The following is a 25,288-nucleotide window of genomic DNA, read 5'->3' on the forward strand; positions in this document are numbered from 1 at the left end:
GCTTGGCGAACCATCCGCCAACATATTGATTTCCTATAGGAAACGTTGACCCTTAGCGACTAACATAATCGTTATTTGTCAATGGATTATGAGGCGGTTCGCCCAAATTGATTCAAGACGCTAAGCCAGCCACTCATTCCCATTTTGGGGCTTCCTGAAAGCAGAAAGTCGATTTGTTGGCTAACTCTTGCGGATCGGCGAAAGCGTCTGTCCGCAAGCCAGGTATGTTCCGGAAACCAGCAAGACCATCAGCGTCGTGTCGAGAATATCGTGGCCGACAAGGATGCCTGTCAGGCCGCCTATAACGTATATTATGACGGTGACCACGATCATGGTGGCGCCGAACCGCTCCAGCGGATCGGCACTGATGCGCAGGATTCTTGTCGCATTCCGGATTGCCACGACGAAGATTGCAGCCAACGTTAGCAAACCTACGAGTCCAGCCTGCACCAACGCCGTCAGAAAGCCGTTGTGGAAGTGGTTGAAGCCTTCGCTCGACCCAAAGCGCTGCTTGAACCCCTGCCTTGAAAGCTCCCGGCTGGCAGCCATTCCCTGACCAAAAACAGGCGCTCGGCGAAAGGCATCGAGCCCGATGTCCCACAACCCAACCCGCAACCCGAGCGGCGTGGTATAATCGCCTTTGGCGGCGAGGGCATTCCAGTCATCGAACAGGACATATGTGCGATTGACGATGATTGGAGACGTGACTGCCGCTATCAGCAGCGTTGAGGCGCCGGCAATCACCAGCAACTGCCTCATATCTGATCGGGAAACCCTTTGGCGATTGATCACAAGAACGACCACAACCGCGATCAGCAAGGCCACCCAAATCATGCGCGAGCCCGAATAAATAGCTGCCACGACACCCGCAAGCGCCGCCGCTGTGAGGGGCTTCCAGGCTTTCTCTACCCCAGATAGAGCACCTGCCAGGCATGTCATCACGGCCAGGCAGGTGACCGTGGCAAACACGATGGGATTTCCGGCCCCTCCTTCGGCTCTCAGCATCCCAATCCAGTGGTATTGGACGATGGCCAGCGCCAGCGACCCGACACATGCTGCAGCGCTGGCGCGCACGGCAATGCGTGCAAGGGTCGCCTTGTCGGTGATGCTCCACGTCGAATAGGAGATCGGGAACAACAGCAAGGTGATCAGGGGCAGGAAATGCGTGGCATCGGCCCGCAGCGTACCGTTTACGATCGACGCCAGGATCTGCGCGGCGCAGTAGGCATAGATCGAAATGGTCATGGCAAGCATCGGTCGATCGATGTTCAGGTGCCGTCGGCCGGTCGCGAGCAGTGCCAAGGACCAGAGCGCGCCGCCATGGAAGACGAAGCTCACCACCGAACCGAGTACCGGTGGCGAAAAGAAGCAGGCGATCGAAAAGTAGCGGTTGACCTGTTCGGCCGTGAGTTGGCGCCGGAGCGATGTAAACAGGTTCAATGCCTTTGCTTCGCAGTCGTCGAGGTCACACGCGGATCGTTCAAACGATCCGCGCTCACCGTACTTTGCCCTGTGCCCGGAATCCGTATAGCCGCTCGCTTTGGTATCCGGTAGTGCGGAACTGTCTTGCCCTTCATCCAACTGCGTGAGCGGATGCGACAAAACCAAACCGGCCCCACCTTGATATCTGTTCAAGCCGCAACCGCCGACGAAACTCCTTGGCTCGCTTCCCGCCAGGATTGGAACATCAGCACATCCCAAAGCAGGTATTGATTGTTGCGATGCCCGGAAAGGTGTTCGGACCAGGCGCGCCGGATCGCGTCGGGTTGAAAGAAGCCGTCTTCACGCAACCGGCGCTCATCGAGCAGCGCGTCGGCCCATTCGCGCAGCGCGCCGCGCAGCCAGGCGTCGATGGGCACGCCAAAGCCCATCTTGGGGCGTTCGACCAGCGCTTTGGGAACGTGTCTGTAAAGCAGCTGCCTGAGTGGCCATTTCGTATGGCCGCCGGCGCGCAGAATGGAAAGCGGCAGCGACAGAGCTAAGCTGATCAAGCGGTGGTCGAGCAGCGGCACGCGGGTCTCGAGGCTGACGGCCATTGCCGCGCGGTCGACCTTCACCAGTATGTCGTCCGGCAGATAGCTCATCATATCGATGTACATCATCCGCTCGACGTTGCCGGACAATTCTGGAAGCGCTTCCAATCCCGTCAGCATGGTGGGTGGCTCTACAGAATCCGGGATGATCTCTGACGGCTCCCAATGCGAGCAGAGCCGACGATAGACATCGTCCATGCTTCGCAACGAAAGCACGGACGCGGCCTTGTGGATCTTGTCGCCGACGCGTTCGCGGCGAAGGCGTCGCGGCAAGATCGGCATGATGGCGCCGGCGACGTTGTTGTAGAGCGCGGGTGACGGCAGCGTCGCCAGGCTGGCCGAAGCACGCCGCAAGCCGATCGGTATGCGCGACAGCTTGTTCCAGAACGCATCGGCGAGCGCGTAGCGGGTGTAGCCGGAAAACAGCTCGTCGCCGCCGTCGCCCGACAACGCCACGGTGACGCTGCCGCGCGCCATCTTGGAGACCAGGAATGTCGGGATTTGCGAGGAGTCCGAGAACGGCTCGCAATAGATGCCCGGCAGCTGCGGCACGACATCGAGCGCGTCGCCCTGGCTGACATAAAGCTCGGTGTGATCGGTGCCGAGGTGGCGCGCCACCTGCTTGGCATGGTTGGCCTCGTTGTAGCCCGCTTCATCGAAGCCGATCGTGAAGGTGCGCACCGGCCGCGCGCTGATCGACTGCATGACCGAAACGACCGCGGAAGAATCAACGCCGCCCGACAGGAAGGCGCCGAGCGGCACGTCGGCGATCATCTGCCCCTCAAGTGAGCGGCGCAGCTGACGCTCGACCTCGTCGACCGCCTCCTCGGGGCTGCCCTGGAAAGGATGCCGCTGCCCTTGCGCGGCGACTTCGCTCGCGCTCCAATAACTCTCGACGCGCGGATCGCGCTGAGGATCGGCAAGGACGAGAAAGTGGCCGGGCCGTAATTTCCGGATGCCTTGGTAGATGCAGTAAGGCGCAGGAATGTAGTTATGGCGCATCATCAGCGCCAGCGCGTCGCGGTCGATCTCGGGACGCCAGTCCGGCAGCGGCTGAAACGCCTTGAGCTCGGAGGCAAAGGCGAAAGCCTTGCCAATCCGGCCGTAATAGAGCGGCTTCTCCCCCAAACGATCGCGGCCGAGAACGAGCGTTCTCTCTCGTCGGTCCCACACTCCGAACGCAAACATGCCCACGGCCAGTTCAAGAGCCTTTGTGATTCCGAGCGCTTCGATGGCGTTCAGAAAAACCTCGGTGTCGGAATGCCCGCGCCAGGCATGGACGCCAAATTGCCGGTCGAGATGCGCACGCATCTCGCCGTGATTATAGATCTCGCCGTTGAAGACGATGACATGGCGCCCGTTGTGCGAGATCATTGGCTGCGCGCCGGCCGAAGACAGATCGATGATGGCCAGCCGGCGCTGGCTGAGTGCGATGCCGGCTTCGGCATCGCTCCAGACGCCGTCGCCGTCCGGTCCGCGATGCCGGATCCTGTCCGCCATGCGGCGCACGGTGAGGCCGCCGCAGCTTGTCGCGGCCGTTCCACCCACAATGCCAACGATCCCGCACATCTGGCGCTATTGATCCGTTCGCTCGAAACACCATTCGCCACAACCGGTGCCGAAAAGGCCAATTCCAGGTGTCACGTTGAAGCGCTGCCTGGTTCGAAACCCAAGCTTCTCCATGGCCGTCTCCAACGCGATGGCCGATGTCGATTGATAGGGGTAGCCGCCGAGCCAATCGTCGATATCGGCAAGGAATTCCATGCCTCGACGCGTGCGGTAGTTCCTTACAAACGAGAACGGATCGCGGTGGCGCAGAGTCCTCGCCACCATATAGGCCGAGACAAACAGTGCCTTGACCGGAGGCCGCAGCCACCGATGCGAGGCATAGAGCCGCTTTTCGACCGTCCACAGTCCGCAAAGCGGTGTCTTGAGGTAGATAGCGATGCCCAGTTGCCCGCTGCGGCCGACGAAGCCGGCGGCGTTGCCGATCGCTGTCCACATGTCTCCGGTATGGTGCAGCACACCCCACGAATAGACGACATCGAACGTTCCAGTCGGAAGCGAGGTCCTATCGAGGATATCGGCCCGCTCGACGCTCCAATCGGCTTGCGGGGCGAATCGCGACAGCACGGCCCTGGTCGTCTCGACGCAGTCTGCGTCATAGTCGAGCGCTGTGACCTTCGCTGCGCCCAGCCGCAGCGCGGCCGCTGAATGCAGGCCCGATCCGCAGCCGATGTCCAGAAATGTCTTCCCCTCCAGATCGCCCACCAGGCGGCGCAAATCCTGGCAAGCCCGGTCCAGATGCTCCTCTTCGAACAGCACGGCAAGCCCGGACCAGTTGCGGCCGAAATCATAGCGCGCGTTCATGGGCTCACCACCTGCCGTCTTTTTTGCGAAGCACAGACTCTGCGCATCATGCTCGATAGAACTCCCGGTACCACTCGACAAAACGCGGAACCCCGATCTCGATCGGAATCTGCGGCTTGAAGCCCGTCGCCTCCTCGAGAGAGCTGACATCGGCGAAAGTTGCCGGCACGTCGCCCGGTTGCAGGGGCATGAGATTGCGGTTCGCCTTGCGCCCCAGCGCGTCTTCGAGCACCTCGATCAAGCGATTGAGCTGAACCGGCGAATTGCCGCCGATGTTGTGGATCCTAAATGGCGCATCGCTGGTCGCGGGGTCCGGCTCGACGCTTTTCCAATCAGGATTGGTGGTCGCCGGATGCCGCATGACGCGGACAATGCCTTCCACGATGTCGTCGATATAGGTGAAATCGCGCTGCATGTTGCCATGATTGAAGACATCGATCGGCTCGCCGGCGAGGATGGCCTTGGCGAAGATGAACAGGGCCATGTCCGGCCGACCCCACGGACCATAGACAGTGAAGAAGCGCAATCCTGTCGTCGGCAGCGCGAACAGATGGCTGTAGGTGTGCGCCATCAATTCGTTAGCCTTCTTGCTGGCGGCGTAGAGGCTGAGCGGATGATCAGCCGATTCGTGCACGGAAAACGGCATGCGCGTACTGCCGCCATAGATCGAGCTCGACGACGCATAGACCAGATGACCGACCGAGGTTTGCCGGCATCCCTCCAGGACGTTGAGGAAGCCATTGAGGTTGCTTTCCGCATAGGCGTGCGGATTGGTCAGTGAATAGCGCACGCCCGCCTGCGCGGCGAGATTGACGACGATTTCGGGCATGGCCGTCTGGAACAGCGCCAAAATCCGGTCACGTTGGGTGAGATCGACTTGCTCGAAGCGAAAGTGCGGGAATGCCTTCAGCCGCTCCAGCCGCGCCTGCTTCAGGGAGACGTCGTAATACTCGTTCATGGAATCGAGACCGATCACCTGCCGGCCCTCGGCAAGCAGCCTCTGGCTAAGATGAAACCCTATAAAACCGGCGGTGCCGGTGATCAGAACGGGCCTGCTTGATGTCACGGCATATCCTAGCGCTAATTTCAGGTGGAGCCTTACAGGCTCCAATATTTTAATTCGTCAGGAATTTCATTCGGCTTGATAGCAGACTTGATGTCGAACAGTGTTCCACCCGGCTTAAGCATTTGAAACAGGCGGGACCTTTCGCTCTGCAGGTAATGATTGTGCGGCACCGCCAGAACAAGCGCCTCCAAATCGTCTATTTCGTCGAGCGGCAGGATCGTTTCACCATGATCGCGTCGTGCGGCTTCGGCATCGGCAAGAGGATCGTGGACTTTAGGGACAATTCCGAACTGCCTCAGTTCCTTGATCATGTCGAAAACGCGGCTGTTGCGCAGATCCGGCACGTCCTCCTTGAATGTCAACCCGAGAACGCCGACAGACGCCCCTTTGACCGGCATGTCCGAGCGGATCAATTGCTTGACGACCTGCTGGGCAACAAAGGCTCCCATGCCGTCATTGATGCGACGGCCGGCAAGGATGATCTGCGGGTGGTAGCCCTCGGCCTCGGCCTTGGCAGTCAGATAGTAGGGATCGACACTGATGCAGTGTCCGCCGACGAAGCCGGGCTTGAAGGGGAGGAAGTTCCATTTGGTCGCCGCTGCATCGAGAACATCCTGAGTGCGGATATCAAGGCGCTCGAAGATCATGGCCAGTTCATTCATCAGCGCGATATTCAAATCGCGCTGGGTGTTCTCGATGACCTTCGCCGCCTCGGCCACCTTAATCGACGGAGCATGGTAGACACCTGCATCGATGATACGAGCGTAGGCGCTTGCCACGCGCTCCAGCGTTTCGGCGTTCTCGCCGGACACAACTTTGACGATTCGTCGTAGCGAGTGCTCGCGATCACCGGGATTGGCCCGTTCAGGCGAATAGCCGAGCGCGAAGTCGTGAGGATGCCGAAGGCCGGAAATACGCTCGATTATTGGTCCGCAGAAATCCTCGGTCACGCCTGGATAGACCGTCGATTCGAAGACGACGACCGCGCCTTTGCTCACCGCTTCTCCGACAAGTTCCGATGCCAGTTTCAGAGGCCCAAGATCGGGAGCGCGATTGACGTCTATCGGCGTTGGCACTGCCACGATGAAGAACGTCGCGCCATTCAGCGTCTCCCGGTCGGTCGTAAGTACGATCGAGGATGTCTTCAGCGCAGTCGTGTCGACCTCGCCGGTGCGATCGACGCCGCCTCGCAGTTCCTGGATCCGACTTTCGCTAATATCGAAAGCTATCGTGCCTGGGAAAACTTCTCCAAACGCCACGGCTACCGGCAGGCCGACATATCCCAGGCCGATAACTGCAATGCGTTCGGACATCCGCAGATCCCTCAGGTAACTTGTGAGTCGAAGTGCTTGTATGGCAGGCGCTACGTCAATTCAACGACACGCTGTTGCGAAGGGGTAAAGTCCCTCCTCAAAAGTAGTCTGGGACCACTTCTCGTGGTGCCATCTGCCGACGATCATCGATGTTGTGGATAACATGCGGCAGCATTGGGTTTCGCGTGTCAAAAATCTACAACGGTCAAATGGTCGGGAGCAGGCAGCCCAAGAAATGACCGCATGAAGCGAATCGTCGTCATTGTGAGCGAACCAAAGTCCCTGGCAACCACTAGGGGGCATTTGCTTCTTGCGCTGCGCGATGCCGGGTACGAAGTTCATGCCATGGCGCCAGTCGATGCGATGACCGTTCGTTGGCTGACCGAAAACGGCGTCCAGTTTCATCCATTGCCAATGAAGCGTGCCGGTATTGCTCCGTTCGGCGATGCGCTGTTGGCCTTTCGTCTTCACAAATGGCTAAGAGAGATCAAGCCCCAGGTGGTGTTGACCTGTGCGATCAAGCCGATTGTCTACGGCATGCCGGCGGCGCTGATTGCTGGGACACCGAGACGGCACGCGCTTGTCACCGGCCTTGGCTATGCCTTCACGGACCGGCACAAGTCACCACGCTGGAGGATGGTAAACGCAGTAGCTCGGCTTCTTTATGCCTCAAGCCTTCGGGTTGCCACCACGGTCACCTTCCAGAACGACGACGACCGGAATGACTTCCGTCGCCTGGGATTGCTCGGGCGCACGCCAGCCAATGTCGTCAATGGCTCAGGAGTCGATCTGGACCGGTTCAAAGTCGCGTCATTGCCCGAGCAGCCACGATTTCTTATGATTGCACGCCTGCTCCGCGACAAGGGCCTCGCTGAATATCTGGGTGCGGCGAAGCTGGTTAAGGCAGTCAGACCTGACGCTCGTTTCGACCTGGTCGGAGACAAGGATCCAAATCCCTCGGGCTTTCCGGTATCAGAAGTTGAGGCAGCAGTCGCGGACGGAACCATCCGCTATCACGGGCCGGTCGAAGACGTCCGTCAAGTGATCGCAGATTCGCGTATCTTCGTGCTTCCGTCCTATCGCGAGGGGACGTCACGCTCGGTCCTGGAGGCCATGGCGATGGGGCGCCCGGTGATCACGACGGATGCGCCGGGTTGCCGCGCGCCGATCGTGCCCGGGGTGAACGGCCTGCTGGTGCCGGTTGGCGCCACCACTCCTCTGGCTGAAGCCATGATCCGCTTAATCGACAACCCAGACGAAGCCGAATGCATGGCCAAGAACAGCCGATCGATTGCCGAACAGCGCTACGATATTCAGAAAGTTACCGCTCATATGATGGAAATTATCGAAGTCGGACACCGAGCCGCGGAATGACATTTGCAGGATCGAACCGGTACGAGTTTGGAGCCAACTGGGCGTCGTTCATTGACAAGCACTACTCGGCTGAACGTCGGCAGATGGCGGCCGATAAGCTTCTGTCCTTCTTAGGCAAACAGAGCCTCGAAGGGATGGATTTTCTTGACATCGGAAGTGGCAGCGGGCTGCACTCGCTTGCCGCCTTCGACGCAAAAGCGGATCGGATACATTCCTTCGACTTTGATCCGCTTTCGGTAAGTACCACCGGCAAGCTGCGCAAGTTGGCCGGGGATCCGCCGAACTGGGCCGTCGAACGAGGCGACGTACTCGATGCCGGCTTTCTGGAGACGCTCGGCACCTGGAGCCTTGTCTATTCCTGGGGCGTGCTCCACCACACCGGCGCCATGTGGCAAGCGATCGAAAATGCTGCGGGCAGGGTAGCGCCTGGCGGCCTCTTCTTCATCGCTCTCTATTCGTCGAATGTCGTGCAGCCTTCGGCGCAATTCTGGCTCGATGTGAAACGGCGATACAATGCCGCCAACCCTCGGCAAAGGTGGTGGATGGAATATTGGTACATCTGGCGCTTCGGCCTTGGCGGCAATCCGCTTCGACTGCCGCTGCTTTTGAAGCAGATCTACGAGAAGAAGAAAGGGCGGGGCATGAGCTACATGACCGACGTCCGCGACTGGCTGGGTGGCTGGCCAATGGAGTTCGCCGACGATCAGGCCGTGGTCGATTTCCTGAAGGAACGGTTCGATTTCGAACTCATCAGAATATCCACGGGTGAAGCTTGCACGGAATTTCTCTTTCAGAACCCGAACAAGGTGCAATCCAAACCGAACTGATGCGGCGGCTTCGGGAGATCGACAGCGGCAGGACGGCCAAGCGTCGGTGAATCCGCCAACACGATGCACTTCAAGAGATCTGTCCGCCGGTTCTCGTCCAGATATGCGGCTGGCCGTCTTCGAGCGTTACGATCTCGTCGCAATTTTCGACTGTCGTGAGGCGGTGCGCGATGATCAATATAGTCAGGTCGGTGGGTAGTTCTCGGATCGCCTCCATGACTGCAGCCTCGGTCTCCATGTCGAGTGCGCTCGTAGCCTCGTCGAAGACGAGCACTGATGCCTGTTTGTACAAAGCCCGCGCGATACCTATTCGCTGGCGTTGGCCGCCCGATAGACGGACACCGCGCTCGCCGACGCGTGTCTCATAGCCCTGCGGCAAGCTTTCTATGAAGTCCGCCAACGCGGCCTGTTGCGCGGCATTGCGCACGCGCTCGGGGTTGATCGTGGCAGGGTCAATGCCGAAGGCGATATTGTCGGCGATCGACGAGTCCGCCAGGAAGATGCTTTGCGGCACATGCGCGATCTGTCTTTGCCAAGCACGTCGCGTAGCGCCATCCAGCGCCTGCCCGTCGATCTCGATCGCTCCGCTGGTCGGCTCGAGCAAACCCATTATCAGATCGACCGTCGTGCTCTTGCCGCTGCCGGTCTTGCCCACGAAGCCGACCTTGGTCCCCTTCGAGATCGTGAGATTGAACCGCTCGAGTATCGGGGGCTGGTCGGAAGCGTAACGGAACGACACGTCCTTGAGTGTGATCGCTCGATCGAATGGCAGGCGCCTGGCCGGAGGCTGGCTCCATTCTGGGCCAAGTGGTGCCTCCAGCGCCTGGAGCACAACTTCTGCGCCGGCAAGATTGCTCAGTATCAGCGCCCAATTGCCGTATACAAGCTGCATAGATGGCAGCAGACGCTGCGCTCCAAGAACGAATGTTCCCAGTATTGGCAGCACCTCGCCGGCATTGTTGGACCGGATGATGAGGAAATAGGCAAGCGCGGCGATGATCACCATACCCGCCGCTTCGATCGCGAAACGCGGAGCGCCAGCTGCAAGCGCGTTCGTTGCGTTCGCGCGTTGCAGTCGTAAATCGAGTTCGCTGTAGCGTGAGAGAAAATAGGGTTGGGTGTCGTTGATGATGACATCACGGATGCCACCCAGTCCCTCTTGTACCGAACGAATGCCTTCGGCCTGCGCGCTTGCGATGATTTTCGCATTTCTCTTGAGGTGTTTTCGGATCACAAGCGACATGGCGAGATAGACCACGCCAAAGCCCGCAAAGATAACGAAGGTGATGAACGAACTCAGGACAAAAAGGGCAGCGACGACGAAGACACCGACGATTATGCCGCTGATTGATTGCAACAGTGGCAGCATTACGCCTGCAGTAATGGCTTGGACCTGACGCAGCGCAGCCAACACCGCACTGGAGTTGCGCGAAACGTGGTAGCTATAGGGCTGGCGTAGAACTCGGTCATAGACCTTCACGCCCACTTCGTGCCCCAGCGAGAAGACGTAAGAATTCGTGGCCCAGGTAAGGAGTATGCGCACGGCGCCGGCTACGATGGCCACCACCGAAAACAGCACCGTGAGACCAAGAAGGCTGTCAGAAGAACCGGTGAGCCGAAAGCTCGCAAGCTGACGCGCCAGAAACGACTGTCCGCCAACGGCATCGGGATTGGCGATGCGCGCGAGAAACGGCAGCAAGGCACCAAGCGTGGCGGCTTCCGCCAGAGCACCAAACACCATCAGCACAAGGAGACCAAAAAACTGCCTCTGCCGCCGCTGTGATACCTGCTGCCACAAGCGTCGCAGTGTGTCGAAAGTGCTGCCCGGGTTTCGGTTTCCGCTCAATGCCAAATCGATGTCCGCATCCAGAAGGCCCAATGCACACGTTCAGCGCCCCACGACAAGCCACAACCCACGTCGATTGACAATTTTGTCAAAGAAGCGCGGAGGTGGTCCGTCCACAAATTTGCGCGTCGTGAACTAGGGGCCACGGCCGCGACGAAGTGATAGGCTTCACTTATGAATGATGCCTTCGAGATTCGGGATCAAAGGCCGCGGCTGAGCTTGATTGCTGCATCGCTGTGCTCACTTGGCTTGTTCTCGGCAGGAGTTGGGGCGGCTTTCCTACTGTTTGTCGCGGCCTATCCGCTCGGATTGATCAGCGCTTACCCGGCACCGCCTGCCGCGGCAACCGAGGGGCCGCTAGGGTTCGAGGAGAAAGTGGCGGATGTCGACGACCTCTACCGTGGTGTGGGCGAACCCATGCAGGCCTATCTCGAGCGCCTGACAAAGGCTGTGGCGGGTGGAATGGTGCATTATTGGACGGAAGGTGACAGTTGGACAGCGACCGACATGCGCTACACACGCATCAGCGCTTTCGACAACTACCTGCTCTGGATTCTCAGCTTCCGGCCGCAATATCGCGAGACGTTGCAGAACTATGAGTTTGTCACGCCTCGCAAGGGGCTGGCTCGTGGCTACGGGTTCTGTTCGCAGGTTTCGAAAATCGTCTATTCCGTGCTTTCGGATCAAGGCATCGACGCGACCATCTATAGTGTGCCCGAGCACACCGTGGTCGTGTCGAATGGCAATATTCTCGATCCTGACTATGGGGTTTTCGTTCCTCACACGCTTGAGGACGTGCAACAGGATCCGTCGATCATCGATAGCTACTACGCGCAATTTGGACCAATGCTGCCCTTGCTGAAAAAGGCGTATGGTCAGTCCTGGCAGTCGCTTGGGACCGCCGAAGACTTCGATAGCGTGCGTGCATACGAGGCAAAGTTCGAACGCTTGAAATGGATTCCGCCGCTCGCGTTTCTGGCAACCGGCATCTTGCTCGCCACTATAGGTGCGCTGCTGCGGCATCGTGAAGGACTGGTCCGGCTTGTGTCGCGGCGGGTTCACAAGTCAGTTCGCTCGTCCTAACCTTGCCGGGTCGCGACCTTTTGTGAATTGTATGCCAAATGGCGACTTCTGCTTGCGGGTGCCCGGCGCCTTGTGGCAAGCGGGACCAACGAGAAAAGGCGGCGGGGCGCGAGACGCGGCGAGAAGGCCTTGCGATGACTAATGCTGAAAGCCAACAGCGCGCTGCCACGCCTTTGACCGCGCGCGTGAGAAGGACCCGGCGCAGCGTGCTCTTCGTCATCGGGACGCTTGATCTCGGGGGCACGGAAAGCCAACTCGTGCTGCTCGCCAAGGAGTTGAAGAAGCGGGGTTGGCAAGTCGAGGTCTTTGCCCTTTCATCGGGTGGCGTTCTTGCGCAAACGCTGGATCGTGCCGGAATCCGCATATTGTACGGGCTTCATCGACCCAATCCGTCACCCGCTTCGCCGACATCGGCAAAGGCGGAGGTCAAATCGAGCGCTACCCCGAAGACGCGACCGAGCGTGAAGGCGATGCTGGTGCTCGGCGCCGCGGTCACTTCGCTCGTTGTTCGCATCGCTTTGACCCGGCCACGCGTGGTCCACACTTTCCTGCCTTTGACCAACTTCCTGGGCGCATTGGCAGGCCGGTTTGCGCTGGCACCACGCGTCATCACCTCGAGACGCGGTCTGGGCAACCATCAGGAGCGATGGCCACGGCTGAAACGTATGGATCGAATCGCCAATCGGTTTTCACATGTGGTGGTCGCGAACTCGCATGCAGTCGCAGCCGACATGGCGACACGCGATGGCTATGACATCGACCGCGTCCGCGTGATTGCCAATGGTCTCGATCTGAGCCGCTTCGATGTTATCGGCCAAAGTCGGGATGACATCAGGCGCCGTCTCGGTCTTGAACCTGAAGATGTCGGTATCGTCATCGTCGCCAACCTCATTCCTTATAAGGGCCACAGCGATCTCATCGACGCATTCGCCCGCGCGAGCCAAAGCCGGCCGGAGCTGAGGTTGTTCATAGCCGGACAAGATCGGGGCATCGGCCCGGCTCTCATGGAGCAAGCCCAGCGGCTCGGCGTTGGATCGGCGGTGCGGCTGCTGGGGGTGCAGGACGATGTCCCGGGCTTGCTTGCCGGCATGGACATCGGCGTGATCGCCTCGCACGAGGAGGGCTTTTGCAATGCCCTGATGGAAAAACTCACGGCAGGTCTTCCGGTCGTGGCCACCAATGTCGGTGGAAATCCGGAGGCGGTGTCGGGCATGCCGGGTTGTGTGCTGGTTGAGCCTCGTGACCCCGCCGATCTGGCCCGCGGGCTGCTCGCCGTTGTCCAGCGATTGCCAGAGCAGACAGCCGACCAAGAATATCGTCAGCGGGTGATGCGCGAGCGCTACTCCATAGAAGCTATGGTCGACGCTTATGAACGCCTCTATCTCGCGGGCAAGTGAGTGAGCGCCCAACTGGAACGCTCAGTGAATTTGGTGCGCCCGCCGCAGGCGATCCTGACGGACATCTCCGCCGGGGCCTGCGCTTTTGTGATCGTCATCTATCAGTCCTGGTTCATGCCATACTTCCTGCCGTTCTTTACGGGGCGGGACGAGTTCGCGAGGCTGGTTTTCCATGCGCTCTATGGCGGCGTTCTGGTTATTTCGATCGCCGTTCTTGCGACGCGTCGGGACGTGCGCGGCGCGATCCTCCTGCTTGGGGCCGCTGCCGCCATGGCAGTCGTCCCGGTTGCGCTTCATCCGGTCGGAATCGTCGCCAAATGCTATCTGATCACGCTTTTTCTCGGCGGCGCGGCCATTGTCCTCATGCTTGCCTCCGCTCCGGCAATCGTGCTGCGCCTGTCGGCAGCGGTTACGGCGCTCAACGCGGCGATCTGCTTCCTCGACCTCCTCTTCGCCAACGGCTTCACCAATACTCCTGGCCGGGCCGCCGGTTTGGCGATCAATCCAAATGTGGCCGCTGCTGGACTGTTGCTCGGGGCCTCGGCGAGCTACCGCGCCGTTGCGGAAAAATGGCGCGCCAGTTTCCTTGTTCTTGTGGGAGCCGCGCTGCTCGTTACCGTTTCCCGTTCGACCCTTCTTGCCGCCTTTGCCACGGTGGCGGTGCCGATCGTCGTTTGCCTTGACCAGCAATTTCGCAACCATCGTCGTTTGGAGCTCAATGCCAGAGGCTGGAGCCGCCCGCTTGCCGTTGCACTGGCACTGGTGGGGATAATCGGTATCGCGCTGGCCACAAATGCTTATTTTCGTGTCTCCATCGGCGAATCCTTCGCCGGGGTATTATCGGTTGGCAAGGCGCTCGATGAGGCAGCGGAGGCTGTCGATGCATCACACGATCAGGTTCCGTCTCCCGCTGTAGCCCCGGCTGCGCCGTCGTCCGAGGGAGTTCCGGCAAAACAATCGGCTCTTGCTGGACGAAGGTCGTCTGCTGTCATTGACCAGCCTCGGGCAAAACCTTCGATCAGTTCAGCAGACAAGTCGGCAAGCGCTGCCCCATCTCCGCCTCCGGAGAGCTCCCTGCCATCGTCCGCTGCAAGCCAATCCACGAACGCTGCCAAGATACAGGCGCTCGGCGAACGTCTTACGGATGAGGGCAAGAGAAATTCGATTTCGGCAAGAGCACTCTTTTTGGAGCGCGGCCTGCTCGCTTATAGAGAAGGCGGCCCCTTTGGTCGCGGACTTGAAGAGGCGCAGGCTCTTGCTCCCCACAACACCTTCCTCCTCTTTGCAATTGCTTTTGGTCACCTTGGCTGGTTGATCCCGATCGGCCTCGTCGGCTTCGCTTTCTGCTTCGTCCGCAGCGCCGGCGATCTCGCCCTTGGTGTCGCACTCGTGGGGGTTATGCTGACGTCGCATGACCTCTTGCTCACACCGAGTCTCTTTCTTCCGGTCGCGTTAGGAATTGGCGGCATGCTTGCCGGGCGGCGAGGATTTGCGAAAAGCCATTCTTTGGTGAAAAAAGGGGAGCACTGGAGCGTTGCTTTTGGAACCGTTGCAGGCGTCGCGGCCTTTGCGGCCGGCTGCATTGCCATATTGCTCATCACACCGTCGCTTGTTGCCGGACGGCTGCAGAACGAGGCGATGTTTACCGCAAGAGGCGGGTACGAGACGCTGCTCCCGCGGTCACAGTTTCCCGGCCTTTTCCAGTTTGACAACTTTGCCGACATTCCCTCTTTGAAGACTTCTTACCTTCGGGAAGAAGGGACATCGCTCCGCCAAGTCGAATGGGCCGCGCATGCATGGCCCGCGGTCGGGCCGGGCGAGTATACTTTTCGCCGGCGTGACGCGGTGCTGTTCGCGGCCACGGATTCGAGCGACCCTCGCAGAAATGGGCGAACCTACGCGGTCGCCGTTCCGCTCTCGGTCAGCGCACTGTGCTTCACTCTTCTGGGCACAATCATCGCGTGGTCAATTGTGACGACGGCTGCCGTGACGCCACGGATAAATCGTTCCGAAGCCTCTCTATGATTTTCGGAACAATGAGTCGCGCCCCGTAGATCGAGAAGTGGTTCTCATCCAAGTATAGACTATGCCCTCCGCCGTCCGTCACATGACAGCCAGTTGCAGAGCAGATGGTCTCGAAGGGATCAACCAGTTGAAAGCTCGAATGGCGGGCGAAGGCCGCGAAGGCCTGATCGAAGGCCACGTGCTCCACCCGCGTGACAAGCGGGCATGGCAAGGAGACGTAAGTCGGTCTCAAGTGGCAAATCAGATAGGCGTCCGGCGCTTGTCCGATCAGGATCACCGGACCGCGAAAACCGGCATAGAGTTTCGCTATATCGCCGAGCATGGCCGCAAACAGTTTCGCCAGGTCGGGCAAGTCGACAGGCGCGCCATCGACTTTCCGTTCGAGAAGATTGCGATATCCGGGCCAGCGTTGCCCCTGGACAATGGCCAGGATGCCACCGGCCTTCAACCAGCGCGCGATCTGGTCGGTAGCATTCCGGCAGTGCCGCGTGACCGCGCCGTTGGTCCTGGTCTGGAGCTCCGCTCCAACATAGCAGTTGCCGGCTTCCGCCAGCAGGAAATGGAATTCCTGCCCACCGAGTTCTTGAAGAGCGCGTGTGTATTGGTCGATGTGCGAATCCCCGACCACCAGTATCTTGTTTGAACTTTGAAGGTTCCCGAACTCGCAGAAATCCTGGCAAGCCAAAGAGCCGGTAATCGCCTTCAAGGCTACGCTGTCGGCCAGTTCGGTTCCTGCGACGGAATGAAGACGCCAGGGCATTCCGCCCGACATCGCGTAGCTGACCGCGGGAAATAAGAGCAGGCCAGCCAGGGCAAGTCCGGGAAAGGCGACGAAGCCACGGCCGGCGCGATAAGGCTGCTCGATGACATGAAACATCAACGCGGCCAAGACGAGAGACAGCAGCCCAACCAAAAGCGCCTCGGTCGGCAGCAGGGGGCGAAGCAGCCCGTATTCGCAGAACACGATCAGGGGCCAATGAAGGAGGTAGAGCGAGTAGCTGATGCGGCCGAGATAGACGGCCGCACGATTGCGCAACACAAGTCCTGCCCATCGCGAATGGTCTGCATGCAACACCATGCCAGCGCCGATGGCAGGCGCAAGGACGTTCCAGGCGGGCGCGCCCGAACGGCTGTCGAAAACGAAAACCGCAAGCGCTATGAGGACCAAGCCGAGACAGGCGAGCAACTCGTGACCAAGGACGGGCCGCGGCTTCGGAAGCCAGACCAGCGCCGCGCCGCAAGAGAACTCGAACACGCGGAAGGGCGTGTTGTAAAAGACTGTCGCGCGGCCGTCCGCGATCCAGTCGGCCGCCCAGGTTCGTGAAAGCAACCAAAACGATCCGTCCTGGAATGCGACAATGAGACAGAAACTGAAAATGGCAATCGCCACGATCGGCCAAATTATTCGCCGTGGGAATACAGCAAGCAAAACTGAAAGTAGCAATGGCCAGACGAGATAGAACTGCCACTCCACGCCCAGTGACCACGTATGAAGGAGTGGCTTCAGCCGCGCGGCCAGATCAAAATAGCCGGACTCGCGCCAGAAGAAGATGTTCGAAATGCCGAAAGTTGCTGCCGTCAGAGATTTGGCGAAGGTCTCCAGATGCTGAGGCGTAAACACCAGAAAAGCGGCGATGCATGAAAGCGAGAGTGTCGTGAAGAACGCCGGCAGCAGGCGCCGAGCCCGGCGCGAATAGAACTGCGACACACTGAAACGCCCTGCCTCGATGTCGGTAGCCACAATGCGGGTGATCAAAAAACCACTGATTACGAAAAATACATCGACGCCGACAAAGCCACCGCTGAAACCTGAAATTCTCAAGTGGAAAAACAACACTGCCAGAACGGCGACGGCTCTAAGCCCATCGATGTCCGTGCGATGATGGTCTGCTGCTGCAGTAGCCGTAGATGACAGGGAGCCGACCTTTGCTCCAACAGGCAGCTCGCTGCTGTTTTCCTGGCAGGCCGCCCCAGTCGCGATCGAGAGCGGAGCTTCGCCGCTTCGCACCTCGCTCAATTGCTTTTGCCGGCCGTTGGAGACGGCGCGGTGTTCGCCGCCGATAACCGGTTTTGCGCCTGGCCTGCAAGGGCCGGATAGAGACCCATCATCCGCGCAATGGCATCGTCTGTCTCGGACCTCAGATTTCTGCGTATATGCGAGCCATCGCGGTAGATGAACTCGCCATTGATGTAGGTTGCGCAATGTCTGTCGGGACACATCCCTTTGAGCGGATCGACAAAGACGACAGTATTGTCCTGAACGAGCGATGTGAGTGCGGTCACCATCGGCGACCATATCCGGAACACTTGCTCGCTATTCATCTCGGTCGAACAACGCCTCAGCATACCGCTTTCGCGCATCGCGGCGCACGAAGTCAGATCCATGCCTGGACCGGGCACCTGGCCAATGATTGCGATGCGCCGATCAGGGCTTTTGATTTCCTTGACGAGACTACGCAGGCCATCCCGCAACAACAGGACTTTGTCCGTCTGCCTCCCATCATCGTCAGCAACGACATCGGTGTAGCCAAGGCTTGTCCAGGCCGCGGACAGCACCACGAGGTCGATGTCTGTCCGTTGTCTCAGCATGCCGACCGCAGCCTTTCGCGACGATGCGCAGCTCTCCCGGTAGTCGGGCAATCCCGGAAAGTCGCGGTGGATACCATCCCCGAAGGCAGCCGGGCAGGCTCGGTAAAGGAAGAAAGCGGTATTTTCTCTCTTGCCTGCGCTGTCGAATAGCGGGGCGAGATGCTCGGCATGGCTGTCGCCCCACAGCATGGCGTGGCGCGCCGCTTTGTCCCAGGGCGCGCCGAACGCGCAAAAGGTGCTGCCCAGTTCAGGAATGCTGACCATTTGTGGGCATGACCAATCCCACATCACATCAAGGCTGCGCATCGCCTCCACTTCCTTCGAAATCCTGCTGGTAAAACCGCCGGCTTCGAAGATCGCATTGGCGCTCAGGCAAACCATCGCTACGGCGGTGGCACCTGCGATGAGTGCCCGGGACGGCGGAACCCGCAGACGGCGGACAGGTTCCTCGACGAACCGCCAGGATAGATACGCCGCCAGCCAGGCCGTAGCGATAAGCACCGACGATTCGACCCCTGACGGCATTGCGGTGCCGGCGTAGTGACGGAAGAAGACCAGGATGGGCCAATGCCAGAGGTAGAGGCTATAGGAAATCTTGCCCGTCGATCGCAAAGGCGCGCTCGCAAGTAGCGACGAGATCGTTGAGTGCGTCCGCGGCCAAATGAGCAGAACAGCGCCGACCACCGCAACGAGGGCGCCAAGGTTCGGAAGCGGCTGGCTCGGCGACATCCAAATGGTGCTGGCAACTACCAGACCAAGGCCTATCAGCCCGAACGCTTCCGACGTGCGCCGGCGGCCTATCGGCGGAGCAAAGATGAGCAAGCCGCCGAAGGCCAATTCCCAGGCCCGGCTGAAGGGAACATAGAATGCCTGTTTCGGATCGATCGCCTCCAGATGGAGGGTGATCGAGAAGCTGACCACGGCGACGATGCAGATCAGTGCGATTACCGGCAACTGGCGGCCGCGTGCCAGCCGGTTGGCAATCAGAAGCAGCAGTGGCCATACGAGATAGAACTGCTCTTCGACACCGAGCGACCAGAGATGGAGCAGCGGCAGAAGCGCCGCCTCTCGATCGAAATAGCCGGTACTCCAGAGGAAGTAATAGTTTCCCAATCCGAACGTGGAATATGCCGCACTGCGTCCCAAACCGGCATAGTCCCCGGGGAGCAACAGGAACCAGCCGGCAATGAGCGAGAAGCAGATCATCAAAAGCATCGCCGGCAATATTCGGCGCATGCGTCTGCCGTAGAATTCGACGAGGGACAGTCCGCCGCCTTCAGCCACCAGAAGGCGCGTGATCAGATAGCCTGAGATCACAAAGAAGATATCGACGCCAACGAAGCCACCCGGGAACCCGGGCACGTCGAAATGGAAAAGAATGACAGCGATCACTGCGATTGCGCGCAGTCCGTCGATATCTGGCCGATAGTCGGACTTCAAAGCTCCCCCCATCAATCCCTCGGCCTCTTAGCCCAATTGCGCAACCTGAGTCGATGGCCGGTCGCATGCAATGGCGACACATCCGGTTCGACTTACAGGTCGCCTTGCGAGAAACGTGGGGATACCCTCACATTTTGTTTCGTACCGGGGCCACGAAAACCTAAACATCGGCATGTGTGTGCCAGAATCAGTTCTGTCCTCGTGGCCCACATCATGGGAGGATTGGCAGCATTTCGGATGGGTATTTATTCGTTGATGATATCAAGGACGACGAAAACTCGCCCGCTTGATGGAAACACGGGTTGTTTGCTCCATCCCTGACTGTATAGAAGATTGTCCCGTGCGTTGCGAGGCCGCGGGTCGTTCTGGAGGATGGTAACCTTGGACAACCACAGCGGCGCGGACATGGTTGAATTCGGCCCGCACACACACGTGCTGGTTACCGGCGGCGCCGGCTTCGTAGGGTCGGCACTGGTCGATTTGTTGCTTGCGCGCAATTGCACCGTAACCGTAATCGACGATCTTTCGAACGGCATGCTCCGCAATCTGCCAGCCAGTGATCCCCGCCTGACGATCCATACCTTCAGGATTGGCGATCCGGCATACAATGCCGCGATCCACGACGAAGTCGGATTGGCCGACGCCGTCTTCCATTTGGCGAGTCCGATTGGAGTTCAGCGTGCCCACAAGGAACGTTTCGCTGTCACCAGCGGCATTCTCGAATCAGGCTGTGCGATCGTCGAGGCATGCAGAGTGCACCGGTGTCCGCTGCTTTATACGTCGAGTTCGGAAGTTTACGGCTCCGGCCGCGACCGGCCAATCACCGAGTCCGATCCGGTCACGACGGACCTGCGGCCGCGTTGGGGCTATGCCGCTGCCAAGGCGGCGGTTGAACATTTGGTGGCCGGACTGTTTTTTGATTTCGGCATCCCTACGTGGATCGTTCGACCATTCAACATGGCCGGACCGCGCCAGCGCTCAGCGACCGGCCTCGTATTGCCGATGTTTGTCGATGCAGCGTTGCGGGGCGAACCACTTGTGGTTCATGACGACGGCGAGCAGAGGCGGGCGTTTCTGCACGTTGCCGATGCCGCCGAAGGTCTGCTCCTTGTAATGCAGTGCCGGTCGTTGCGAGGCCGGCCGGTCAATCTGGGCGGCAGCGAGGCGATTCAGATACGAAATCTCGCAAAAATAGTGGTTGACGCCACCGCGACGAGCGCGCCAATCGTCATGAAGCCTTCCAGCGCCGTCTTTGGCGATCGGTTCGCCGTAACGTACGACCGCGTTCCCGACACAAGCCTCTTAACCACCATGACCGGATGGCGGGCTCTGCGAAGCACCAAGCAGACCGTGGTCGACTGCATTGAGCACATGCGTACCGAACGAGCAATCGCTTGACGCCTGACATATTGGTCCCGTTCATCGGGGCTCTGCTCATAGCGCTTGTTGGTGTGTGGATGTTTGCACGGCTGGCGACACAAATCGGAGCGGTCTCCAAGGTCAAGAACGACCGATGGCACACATCAGGCGAGGTTCCCCGGCTGGCGGGCCCCGCCATGTTAGCCGCGATGTCCCCGTGGCTCCCTGTTGAATATACCCTGCTGCTGGCTGTTTTCTGTTTGATCGGCGCGATGGATGACGTCCGATCCCTTTCTGTCGGTGCCAAGGCAACGGCATTGGCCGGCGCAGCTGTTTTAGCAGGGGTCATCACGGGTCTGTGGTGGGTTCCGATTGTCATCTGGATAGCTTGCAACGCGGTCAACATGCTCGATCATGCCGATGGTCTTGCTGCAAGCGCGATCGCGGCAGCCTTCCTGGGGCTGGGCGGTGATATCGGAATGGCCGGCGTAGGCGCATGCCTCGGATTTCTCTGCTTCAACTATCCGCCCGCCCGCGTTTTCATGGGCGATAGCGGCAGTCTTTTCCTAGGAGCGGCAATCGTGCTTCTCGCTTCGCAGAGAGGTTTTGACGCCTCGTTGGCGTGGATTGCGGTGCCGCTGATTGATGCGGTATTCGTAACGACCCGCCGCTTGCTACAGGGGCGGAAGCCTTGGGTCGGCGGCACAGATCACCTTGGTCACATCTTGCTTCGGATTGGTGTGAACCGTCAGATTTTACCCCCTGTATACGCAGCGACGGCACTGACGATCGGGCTAATATTTTCTGCTTGGGGTAATCCATAGGCCGTCCAAAGCAGTTGTGCACGCGACATCAGTGGGCCCAAGCCAAAAGCTGACTGTCAGCTCACGTGAAGAGTTTCGGGCGCCGGCAGGTGTACAAAAGTCCCCGAGGAAGGAACCCGCGGGCCACAGGTGTGACGGCTATGGAGATTTCGGATTTCGGCGGATGTCGGCGATGTCGCGCGGCCGCGCACCAACCCCGACACAATGAACGGCTATGCGGAACCATACGGACAGGATCTCTGACCTGTGCCCACGAAAAGAACAATTAAATCAACTATTTGAGGAAGACCAGCTGAAACCCTTAAGGTACTCAAGCAATCCAGCTTAGAGAGAATCGGAAGGGGATCCCAGTTTAGGCTGACTATACACAACCATTTCCCGCTTAGTTGTGGATCACCCCAATCGGGACAGCCGATCATTCGGGCGAGCAAACGATCCTGCGGCAGGCTATTTATCCGGTCCGCCCATCAATAGGTATTTCATCTCGCCAAATTCCTCTGCGCCATGACGCGAGCCTTCGCGACCGGCATCGGCGGGCACCGTGCGGTTGCAACCTTGGTGTAGAAGGCGATATCAGCGCCCGCGACCAGCCAGCTCGACGGCTTGGTCGGCAACACTCCAAAAGGCTGTCAGCCAGTTGTCAGGTTGGATTCGCTATCCGGTACGAATGGCGGTCGCAAGCCGTCGTGGCCTATGTTGAAATGCCAACAGCACTGCAACTTCCCGAATGGAAGTCATCATGTATAGCACTCTCGTTCTAGCGGGCTTGGCGGCCATGGTCGCCGGACCTGCTCTGCCAGCCGGCAGCTGCAGCATGGCTGCGGCACCTTCGGCCGAATTGGTTCACTAACACAGCACTTCACGAGGAGGAAAAGATGACCAAAAGTCCCTTCAACAGGCTCGCCTGGCTCACGCTGCGCGCGTCGACTGCGCTGGTGCTCACCATCGCACCGTACCACCTGACGCTTGACGGTGCGGCCAACCTCGTTCCGGCCGCCGCCCACGCCGAATCCGAGGGCGGTGGCGGCAATGGCGGTGGTGGGGGCAACGGTGGCGACGGCGGTCATGACGGTGGCGACAGCGGTCACGATGGCGGCGATAGCCACAGCAGCAGCGGAACCTCTGGCAGCCATGACGGTGAAAAGGAATCTGCTGACGACCAGGGCGAGGACAACACAGGTGCCTCCGGCACGACTGGCACCAGCGCAGGTTCCGGTACCGAGAACGACGGATCCGATGACTCGTCTTCCGTGCCAAAGGTGACGGACAACTGAGTGCGTCCCGCATAGGTCGACGCATTGGCCCGATTGCGAGGACGCGGCGGGCCTTCCCCTTGAGTTTTGACCAGAGGCGACAGCCGCAAAAAGTAAAGGCCTGCGCCCTTGTCGGGCAGGGGGTTTCAAAAAGGCAACCCCAGGAACCACGTATCCAGAGGTGGCTAACGGCCACGAGCACGCATGCATGCAGTACCGACAAGCGGGGCGAGGGCGCCGGGTGCTTAATCAACGCTGCGCGCGGGATGCTGCAGCCTGACGCCTGGCCCGTCCTTGACGGCTGCCATGGCGATATTGTCCGACGGCTGGGGATTTATGGCCTGTTTCTGCTTCGGGGTGAGGCCGATAGCATCGGCTCCTGCCAGATAGACTGTAGCAGCAAGGCGGTGATCAACTGGAAGCGTCGCGCCGCGGGAGACGCTGTAGTAGGTTTCCGAATTTGATGCTGAGTTGGGGGAGGGCGAAGCGATTGCCATGAACGACGACCTGGAGACTCTGCAGCGAGAGACATTCGACTACTTCGTCCATGAGGCAAACCCAGCCAACGGTCTGATTCGGGACAAGACGGAAGCCAATTGGCCCGCAAGCATCGCCGCCACTGGCCTTGCGCTGGGAAGCTATGCAGTAGGGGTCAAGCGTGGCTTCATGAGCCGCAAGGCCGCTGTGGAGCGGACGGTGGCTACGCTACGCTTCTCCTGGAACAGCCCTCACGGTCCTGAGCCGGACACCACGGGCCATCGCGGTTTCTATTATCATTTCCTCGACATGCAAACCGGCCGGCGTGCTTGGCGCTGCGACCTGTCGACCATCGACAGCACTTTGCTGCTGGCGGGAGTATTGGCGGCTGCCACTTTCTTCGACCGGGATACAAAGGCCGAAACAGAAATCCGCACCTTGGCGGATGCGCTTTACCGTCGGGCCGACTGGCGCTGGGCGCTAAACAAAGGAAAGACCGTCACCCACGGCTGGACTCCCGAGACTGGCTTCCTGAAGCATCGCTGGGAAGGTTACGATGAGGCGCTTCTGCTGTATGTATTAGGCCTTGGCTCGCCGACCCACCCCCTACCTTCGAGCAGTTATACGGCATGGACCGCTACATTCCGATGGCTGAATGTCGACGGCCACGACTATGTCTTTCGCATGTGTGGATTGATCTTCGCGGTTTGCAGGACACTTACATGCGCGGCAAGGGAAGTGACTATTTCGAAAACAGCCGACGCGCCACTCTTGTCCAGCACCGCTACGCCCTGGAAAATCCACGCGGCTTCGATGGCTATGGAGAACATTGCTGGGCATTACCGCGAGTGATGGCCCGGGGCCCTCACAATCAAACTGAAAGGCATCGAACGCCGGTTCCTAGACTATGCCGCACTTGGCGTTCCTTTTGGCCCCGACGATGGAACACTCGCGCCCTGGGCCGCCGTCACCTCGTTGCCGTTTGCTCCGAAAATCGTGCTGCCGACAATCGCCTTCTGGATCCATAAGGCTAAACTCAAGTCCACCAGGACGTACGGTTTCGCGTCATCCTTCAATCCGACGCACCCGCAGGGCAAAGCCAAAGGGGCGTTTGGCTGGTGGGTCTCACCTTGGCATTTCGGTCTGGACGAAGGCCCCGTCGTATTGATGATTGAGAACGTACGCAGCGGATTACTATGGCGGTTGATGCGCTTGTGTCCGTACATTCGTGACGGCCTGCAACGGGCAGGTTTCGAGGGTGGTTGGCTGGATCAGCTTCCGCGCACCTGATGCAAACCTCGAGGGACTTGGTTGAACTTCAGCGCATCCGCGTGGAATATCCTGCCATTGCTGACAGCAGTCGCCCGTATTTTCGCGCTCTCGCGCCGATCCTCGTTGGCCGACGACCGTAAGCCACCAGCACGCCCCGGGCTTGGTCCGTCGAAAACGGGCTGTGAGCCTAATCACTTGCTTCCCGGCCAGACATCTCTTCTACGAGAATCCGGAAGAAAACGTGTGGCAAGCTATCTGACACGGGAGGGATGACAGGCTTGAGTGCGCCGGGCTCCCACCAGTCCGCGTGCTTGCTCAACACTGACCATGCGTGATCGCGCTGGAGCTTGTGGCCGATCTGGTCAGGCAGTTCTTCGAAGCGGCCGTCTACAATAACGCTTCTCCATCCTCGTCCCTGGGTGTGTTCGACGATGTGGGCGCACACCGCGGGGTTGGCCCGCATCCAGTCGATCTTCTTGCCCGGTAAAGAGAACGCGTAGAGGTGACTGTCGGCGTAGGCGTAGTTGAAGCAGACGACGTAGGGTTGTCCGTCCTTAGCGCATGCCAAATGGCCGGCGCGATTGGCAGCGAGCAATTTCGTGCATTCCAAAGTGGAGAGGGTGCGGACCAGCATCGATGCGACCTCTATCTTCTTACATCTCACACCTTGGCAACTGAGCTCACTATGATGTGGATCAAATTGCCGCTTGTGTGTCTCGGCCTACAAGCCGACTAGCGAA

The 25,288-nt window shown here is 59.4% G+C and carries 18 protein-coding genes and 1 pseudogene; 9 read left to right on the top strand and 10 right to left on the bottom strand.

Annotated features, from left to right (window positions below):
* Positions 1 to 180: 180 nt before the first annotated feature.
* Genes AC04SF_RS05125 through AC04SF_RS05145 form a run of 5 tightly spaced genes read right to left on the bottom strand, consistent with a single transcriptional unit; the run spans position 181 to position 6,782 of the window.
* Positions 181 to 1,635, bottom strand: coding sequence for an O-antigen ligase family protein (locus AC04SF_RS05125; protein ID WP_488476808.1), 1,455 nt, complete (start codon positions 1,633 to 1,635; stop codon positions 181 to 183).
* Positions 1,632 to 3,602, bottom strand: a complete 1,971-nt coding sequence (asnB, locus tag AC04SF_RS05130; RefSeq protein WP_488476809.1) for an asparagine synthase (glutamine-hydrolyzing) — start codon at positions 3,600 to 3,602, stop codon at positions 1,632 to 1,634. The genes AC04SF_RS05125 and asnB overlap by 4 nt, the downstream gene beginning before the upstream one ends.
* Before the next feature lie 6 nt (positions 3,603 to 3,608).
* On the bottom strand, positions 3,609 to 4,403 hold the full coding sequence (locus tag AC04SF_RS05135; RefSeq protein ID WP_488476810.1) for a class I SAM-dependent methyltransferase: 795 nt from the start codon (positions 4,401 to 4,403) through the stop codon (positions 3,609 to 3,611).
* Between the two features lie 46 nt (positions 4,404 to 4,449).
* Positions 4,450 to 5,469, bottom strand: a complete 1,020-nt coding sequence (locus AC04SF_RS05140) for an NAD-dependent epimerase (RefSeq protein WP_488476811.1) — start codon at positions 5,467 to 5,469, stop codon at positions 4,450 to 4,452.
* 32 nt (positions 5,470 to 5,501) lie between these two features.
* The gene (locus AC04SF_RS05145) at positions 5,502 to 6,782 is read right to left on the bottom strand and encodes a nucleotide sugar dehydrogenase (RefSeq protein WP_488476812.1); all 1,281 of its coding nucleotides are present in this window, start codon (positions 6,780 to 6,782) and stop codon (positions 5,502 to 5,504) included.
* 243 nt (positions 6,783 to 7,025) lie between these two features.
* Between AC04SF_RS05145 and AC04SF_RS05150 the strand changes: the two genes are divergently transcribed.
* Together AC04SF_RS05150 and AC04SF_RS05155 are read left to right on the top strand one after the other, a co-directional pair.
* Positions 7,026 to 8,156 (top strand): glycosyltransferase family 4 protein, encoded by a 1,131-nt coding sequence (locus tag AC04SF_RS05150; RefSeq protein WP_488476813.1) that lies wholly within the window; start codon positions 7,026 to 7,028, stop codon positions 8,154 to 8,156.
* A complete protein-coding gene (locus AC04SF_RS05155) occupies positions 8,048 to 8,983 on the top strand; it encodes a class I SAM-dependent methyltransferase (protein WP_488476814.1) in 936 nt (311 codons plus the stop codon). The genes AC04SF_RS05150 and AC04SF_RS05155 overlap by 109 nt, the downstream gene beginning before the upstream one ends.
* 70 nt (positions 8,984 to 9,053) lie before the next feature.
* Here AC04SF_RS05155 and AC04SF_RS05160 read toward each other — a convergent pair whose 3' ends face one another.
* The gene (locus AC04SF_RS05160) at positions 9,054 to 10,862 is read right to left on the bottom strand and encodes an ABC transporter ATP-binding protein (protein ID WP_488476815.1); all 1,809 of its coding nucleotides are present in this window, start codon (positions 10,860 to 10,862) and stop codon (positions 9,054 to 9,056) included.
* A 141-nt stretch (positions 10,863 to 11,003) separates the two neighbouring features.
* Between AC04SF_RS05160 and AC04SF_RS05165 the strand changes: the two genes are divergently transcribed.
* The 3 genes from AC04SF_RS05165 (at position 11,004) to AC04SF_RS05175 (ending at position 15,334) form a co-directional block, all read left to right on the top strand.
* Complete coding sequence (locus AC04SF_RS05165) at positions 11,004 to 11,912, top strand: hypothetical protein (RefSeq protein WP_096448950.1); 909 nt, start codon at positions 11,004 to 11,006, stop codon at positions 11,910 to 11,912.
* Positions 11,913 to 12,118: 206 nt separating this feature from the next.
* Positions 12,119 to 13,309, top strand: coding sequence for a glycosyltransferase (locus AC04SF_RS05170; protein ID WP_488476816.1), 1,191 nt, complete (start codon positions 12,119 to 12,121; stop codon positions 13,307 to 13,309).
* On the top strand, positions 13,310 to 15,334 hold the full coding sequence (locus AC04SF_RS05175; RefSeq protein WP_488476817.1) for a hypothetical protein: 2,025 nt from the start codon (positions 13,310 to 13,312) through the stop codon (positions 15,332 to 15,334). It begins immediately after the preceding gene.
* Here AC04SF_RS05175 and AC04SF_RS05180 read toward each other — a convergent pair.
* Positions 15,264 to 17,342 carry an acyltransferase family protein gene (locus AC04SF_RS05180; protein ID WP_488477326.1) on the bottom strand — a complete coding sequence of 693 codons (2,079 nt, stop codon included), beginning with the start codon at positions 17,340 to 17,342 and terminating at the stop codon, positions 15,264 to 15,266. The two genes, AC04SF_RS05175 and AC04SF_RS05180, sit on opposite strands and share 71 nt — an antisense overlap.
* Before the next feature lie 5 nt (positions 17,343 to 17,347).
* Positions 17,348 to 19,363, bottom strand: coding sequence for an acyltransferase family protein (locus tag AC04SF_RS05185; protein WP_488476818.1), 2,016 nt, complete (start codon positions 19,361 to 19,363; stop codon positions 17,348 to 17,350).
* A gap of 381 nt (positions 19,364 to 19,744) precedes the next feature.
* Here AC04SF_RS05185 and AC04SF_RS05190 point away from each other — a divergent pair, with 381 nt between their 5' ends.
* The 3 genes from AC04SF_RS05190 (at position 19,745) to AC04SF_RS05200 (ending at position 22,820) form a co-directional block, all read left to right on the top strand.
* Positions 19,745 to 20,761, top strand: coding sequence for an NAD-dependent epimerase/dehydratase family protein (locus tag AC04SF_RS05190; protein WP_202353062.1), 1,017 nt, complete (start codon positions 19,745 to 19,747; stop codon positions 20,759 to 20,761).
* Positions 20,758 to 21,546: a glycosyltransferase family 4 protein gene (locus tag AC04SF_RS05195; RefSeq protein ID WP_488476819.1), complete on the top strand. Its 789-nt coding sequence runs from the start codon at positions 20,758 to 20,760 to the stop codon at positions 21,544 to 21,546. The genes AC04SF_RS05190 and AC04SF_RS05195 overlap by 4 nt, the downstream gene beginning before the upstream one ends.
* An 875-nt stretch (positions 21,547 to 22,421) precedes the next feature.
* Positions 22,422 to 22,820: a hypothetical protein gene (locus tag AC04SF_RS05200; protein WP_488476820.1), complete on the top strand. Its 399-nt coding sequence runs from the start codon at positions 22,422 to 22,424 to the stop codon at positions 22,818 to 22,820.
* 224 nt (positions 22,821 to 23,044) lie between these two features.
* On the opposite strand, the gene AC04SF_RS05205 is transcribed toward AC04SF_RS05200, so the two are convergent.
* Entirely contained in the window at positions 23,045 to 23,296 is a 252-nt protein-coding gene (locus AC04SF_RS05205; protein WP_488476821.1) for a hypothetical protein, read from the bottom strand.
* On the opposite strand from AC04SF_RS05205, the pseudogene AC04SF_RS05210 reads away from it, so the two are divergent.
* Positions 23,295 to 24,566: pseudogene (locus AC04SF_RS05210) on the top strand (glucoamylase family protein). The gene AC04SF_RS05205 and the pseudogene AC04SF_RS05210 overlap by 2 nt on opposite strands.
* A 169-nt stretch (positions 24,567 to 24,735) precedes the next feature.
* Here AC04SF_RS05210 and AC04SF_RS05215 read toward each other — a convergent pair.
* Positions 24,736 to 25,182: a pyridoxamine 5'-phosphate oxidase family protein gene (locus AC04SF_RS05215; protein ID WP_488476822.1), complete on the bottom strand. Its 447-nt coding sequence runs from the start codon at positions 25,180 to 25,182 to the stop codon at positions 24,736 to 24,738.
* Positions 25,183 to 25,288 lie beyond the last annotated feature (106 nt).

The organism is Mesorhizobium sp. CNPSo 4671 (genome assembly GCF_057784245.1).

Coding starts and splice junctions, on each gene's coding strand:
- asnB (WP_488476809.1), bottom strand. CDS start 3,602: ATGTGCGGGATCGTTGGCATTGTGGGTGGAACGGCCGCGACAAGCTGC.
- AC04SF_RS05135 (WP_488476810.1), bottom strand. CDS start 4,403: ATGAACGCGCGCTATGATTTCGGCCGCAACTGGTCCGGGCTTGCCGTG.
- AC04SF_RS05145 (WP_488476812.1), bottom strand. CDS start 6,782: ATGTCCGAACGCATTGCAGTTATCGGCCTGGGATATGTCGGCCTGCCG.
- AC04SF_RS05150 (WP_488476813.1), top strand. CDS start 7,026: ATGAAGCGAATCGTCGTCATTGTGAGCGAACCAAAGTCCCTGGCAACC.
- AC04SF_RS05155 (WP_488476814.1), top strand. CDS start 8,048: ATGCATGGCCAAGAACAGCCGATCGATTGCCGAACAGCGCTACGATAT.
- AC04SF_RS05165 (WP_096448950.1), top strand. CDS start 11,004: ATGAATGATGCCTTCGAGATTCGGGATCAAAGGCCGCGGCTGAGCTTG.
- AC04SF_RS05200 (WP_488476820.1), top strand. CDS start 22,422: ATGACCAAAAGTCCCTTCAACAGGCTCGCCTGGCTCACGCTGCGCGCG.
- AC04SF_RS05205 (WP_488476821.1), bottom strand. CDS start 23,296: ATGGCAATCGCTTCGCCCTCCCCCAACTCAGCATCAAATTCGGAAACC.
- AC04SF_RS05215 (WP_488476822.1), bottom strand. CDS start 25,182: ATGCTGGTCCGCACCCTCTCCACTTTGGAATGCACGAAATTGCTCGCT.